Annotated in this window: 2 protein-coding genes; both read right to left on the bottom strand. The window is 68.0% G+C overall.

Annotation, left to right across the window (positions count from 1 at the left end; all coding sequences use genetic code 11):
- The coding region (pntB, locus tag V8Z74_RS26060; RefSeq protein WP_349712277.1) for a Re/Si-specific NAD(P)(+) transhydrogenase subunit beta at nucleotides 1–1,385 on the bottom strand (1,385 nt) is incomplete at its 3' end.
- A gap of 34 nt (nucleotides 1,386–1,419) precedes the next feature.
- Nucleotides 1,420–2,850, bottom strand: a 1,431-nt coding sequence (locus V8Z74_RS26055; protein ID WP_349712275.1) for a Re/Si-specific NAD(P)(+) transhydrogenase subunit alpha, incomplete at its 5' end; no start/stop codon positions are given.

The raw sequence follows: 2,850 nt of genomic DNA, 5'->3' as shown, positions 1-2,850 counted from the left end.
AGCATCTTCTTGGCATCCCCGAACAGCATGCGGTTGTTGTCCTTGTAGAACAGCGGGTTGTCCACGCCCGCGTAGCCCGAGGCCATGGAGCGCTTCATCACGATGGAGTGCTTGGCCTTCCAGACCTCGAGCACCGGCATGCCGGCGATCGGGCTGTCGGGGTCTTCCAGCGCGCTGGGGTTCACGATGTCGTTGGCGCCGATCACCATGGCCACGTCCGCATCCGGGAAGTCCTCGTTGATCTCGTCCATCTCCATCACGATGTCGTAGGGCACCTTGGCCTCGGCCAGCAGCACGTTCATGTGGCCCGGCATGCGGCCGGCCACCGGGTGGATGGCGAAGCGCACATCCACGCCCTTCTCGCGCAGCGCCTTGGTGATCTCGTACACCGTGTGCTGGGCCTGGGCCACGGCCATGCCGTAGCCGGGCACGATGATCACGCTCTTGGCCTCGCGCAGCATCTCGGCGGTCTCGGCCGCGCTCACCGGCACGGCCTCGCCCTGGGGTTCGGCGGCAGCACCGTTGCCGGCCGCTTTCTTGGGCGCGCCCGAGCCGAAGCCGCCGGCGATCACGCTGATGAAGTTGCGGTTCATCGCCTGGCACATGATGTAGCTCAGGATCGCACCCGACGAGCCCACCAGCGCGCCGGTCACGATCAGCAGGTCGTTGTTCAGCATGAAGCCGGTGGCCGCGGCCGCCCAGCCCGAGTAGCTGTTGAGCATGGACACCACCACCGGCATGTCGGCGCCGCCAATCGCCATCACCATGTGCACGCCGAACAGCAGCGCGATCACCGTCATCACGACCAACGCCGGCATGCCGGCCTGCACGTCATGGGCGTTCAGGAACTGCCGGCCGAACCAGACCACCACCAGCAGGGCCACCAGGTTGAGCCAGTGGCGCGCGGGCAGCAGCAGGGGCTTGCCGCCGATGCGGCCGGCGAGCTTGCCGAAGGCGATCAGCGAGCCGCTGAAGGTGACCGCGCCGATCAGGATGCCGACGTAGATCTCCACCTCGTGGATGGCCTTCTCGGCGCCCGTGAACTGCACCGAGGTGTCGACATAGCTGGCAAAGCCGACCAGGCAGGCCGCCAGGCCCACCAGGCTGTGCATGAGCGCGACCAGCTCGGGCATCTGCGTCATCTTGACGATCTTGGCGGCATAGAGGCCGATGCCGCCGCCGATGACCAGGGCAATCACGATCCAGGCGATGCCGGACGGGCTGACGCGCGGGCCGAACACGGTGGCCAGCACGGCCAGCGCCATGCCGATCATGCCGAACACGTTGCCGCGGCGCGAGGTTTCCGGGTTGGACAAGCCACCCAGGCTGAGGATGAACAGGATGGCCGCGCCCAGGTAGGCGACGGTAGCGAGAGATTGGGACATGTGCGTCTTTCCTTGCTGGTTCTTGTTGTAGTTATTACTTGCGGAACATGGCCAGCATGCGGCGCGTGACGGCAAAGCCGCCGAACATGTTGACGGCCGTGAGCACCAGCGCGGCGAACGCCAGCCACATGATGAGCCCGTCGGGCCGGCCGTTGGTGCCGGCCTCGGGCGGCGCGATCTGCACCAGCGCGCCGATGGCGATGATGCTGGAGATGGCGTTGGTCACGCTCATCAGCGGCGTGTGCAGCGCGGGCGTCACGTTCCACACCACCATGTAGCCGATGAAGCAGGCCAGCACGAAGACCGTGAAGTGGCCGAGGAAGGCCGCCGGCGCATAGGCGCCGATCAGCGCGAACAGCACGGCCGCGACGGCGAAGACGATGACCAGCGACTTGACCGGCATGGGCGCGCCGGCGCCATGGCCGTGGCCGCTCTTCTTCTGCTCCACGGGTGCGGCCGCGGCCTTGGGCGCGGGCGCAGGGGCCTGCTTGAGCGGCGGCGCGGGCCAGGTGATCTCACCATGGTTGATGACGGTGAGGCCGCGGATCGCGTCGTCCTCCATGTTGACCACGGCCACGCCGTCCTTGGCCTTGCACAGCTCTTCGATCAGGCGCTGCAGGTTGGTGGCGTACAGCGTGGACGACTGCTTGGCCAGGCGCGAGGCCAGGTCGGTGTAGCCGATGATGGTCACGCCATGGCGCACCACGGCCTCGCCGGGCACGGTGAGCTCGCAGTTGCCGCCCTGCTCGGCGGCCATGTCCACGATCACGCTGCCGGGCTTCATGCTCTGCACCATCTCGGCGGTGATGAGCTTGGGCGCCGGCTTGCCGGGGATCAGCGCGGTGGTGATGATGATGTCGGCATCCTTGGCCTGCTGCGCATACATCTGGCGCTGCGCGGCCTGGAAGCCCTCGCTCATGACCTTGGCGTAGCCGCCGCCGCCCGAGCCGTCTTCCTCGTAGTCGACCTTGACGAACTCGCCACCCAGCGACTTGACCTGGTCGGCCACCTCGGCGCGCGTGTCGTTGGCGCGCACGATGGCGCCCAGGTTGGCCGCCGTGCCAATCGCAGCCAAACCGGCCACGCCGGCACCGGCGACGAAGACCTTGGCCGGGGGCACCTTGCCCGCGGCCGTGATCTGGCCGTTGAAGTAGCGGCCGAAGGCATTGGCCGCCTCGATCACTGCGCGGTAGCCGGAGACGCCGGCCGTGGAGGTCAGCGCATCCATTTTCTGCGCGCGGCTGAGCGTGCGCGGCAGGCAGTCGATGGCCAGCACCGTGGCCTTCTTCGCGGCCAGCTGCTGCATCAGCCCGGGGTTCTGCGCGGGCCAGATGAAGTCGATCAGCGTGCCGCCTTCGCGCATCAGCGCCACCTCGGCCTCGCTCGGCGGGCGCACCTTGAGCACGATGTCGGACGCAGCCCACAGCGACGCGGCATCGGGCAGGATCTCGGCGCCCGCGGCGCG

Source organism: Comamonas sp. w2-DMI (assembly GCF_040187735.1).
Lineage (GTDB): Bacteria > Pseudomonadota > Gammaproteobacteria > Burkholderiales > Burkholderiaceae_C > Comamonas > Comamonas terrae.
This window is presented reverse-complemented; position numbering and strand designations above follow the sequence as displayed.